An 836-nucleotide genomic window follows, 5' to 3' on the forward strand; every position below is an offset into this window, starting at 1 on the left:
GTTTTGCTTAGAATGCGCCTTAGCCATCATTCAACTCCTCTGTAGTTGCTTATGGTTAGCGGTGTTGTAGTGTTACAGCACGACAACACCGTGTTAAAAACGCCTTATCTTTAGTTGCCTCTCTCCTGCTCAACTGAGCGCACCGCTGACTCAACCCGGTGCTTCATAATCACGGCATCAATCAGCTTAATCACGGTCTCCTGTTCTTCTGGCTGGCATTCTTCCAGCGCTTTAAAACGTTCCATTAACCGCGTATTACTCAGTGGGAGTTGTTCGGCTGACGAACCCAGTAATAAATAATCAATCGTCGTCGTGAACAACTCAGACAGTTGTATCAATTTATCCGCAGGCGGGATATGCATCCCAGACTCGTACTTGTTGTACTGCGAAAGCTGCAAGCCAATCAGAGCGGCAACTTCTTTTTGTGTCCGGCGTTGTTGGTTACGTAGCGTTTTGAGTCGCTTACCAAATGCTCGGCGCTGTTCTTCGGTCTGCATAATCTCGTCTGTCATATCAGCCATAAAATGCTCCAGAGTATAAGGCGTGTTCCTAAAACGACTTGCTTTACTATCGTATAACGATTATATAATATATCGCCTAGCGATTCAAAATAAATCTTGACAGGTTTTTAAAGGAATAAGTGATATGGCTCGCATTCCCGACGCAGAATTACAGCACCTAAAATCCGCCGTCTCCTTAGTGGCCCTCATTGAGCAGCAGGGGCGGAAGTTAACCCCGCGCGGTAAAGACATGATCGTACTGTGCCCGTTCCATCAGGAAAAAACGCCGTCAATGGTGATCACCCCGGCGAAAAATCTCTATCACTGCTTTGGTTG

At 46.5% G+C, this 836-nt stretch carries 2 protein-coding genes; one reads left to right on the top strand and one right to left on the bottom strand.

Annotated features, from left to right (window positions below; genetic code table 11):
• Positions 1–110: 110 nt before the first annotated feature.
• Entirely contained in the window at positions 111–521 is a 411-nt protein-coding gene (locus Xsze_RS21490; protein ID WP_038235456.1) for a helix-turn-helix domain-containing protein, read from the bottom strand.
• A 124-nt stretch (positions 522–645) separates the two neighbouring features.
• On the opposite strand from Xsze_RS21490, the gene Xsze_RS21495 reads away from it, so the two are divergent.
• On the top strand, positions 646–836 hold a 191-nt coding region (locus tag Xsze_RS21495), incomplete at its 3' end, for a CHC2 zinc finger domain-containing protein (protein ID WP_143707621.1).

Source organism: Xenorhabdus szentirmaii DSM 16338, assembly GCF_002632585.1.
Classification (GTDB): Bacteria; Pseudomonadota; Gammaproteobacteria; order Enterobacterales; family Enterobacteriaceae; genus Xenorhabdus; species Xenorhabdus szentirmaii.

Coding starts and splice junctions, on each gene's coding strand:
- Xsze_RS21490 (WP_038235456.1), bottom strand. CDS start 521: ATGGCTGATATGACAGACGAGATTATGCAGACCGAAGAACAGCGCCGA.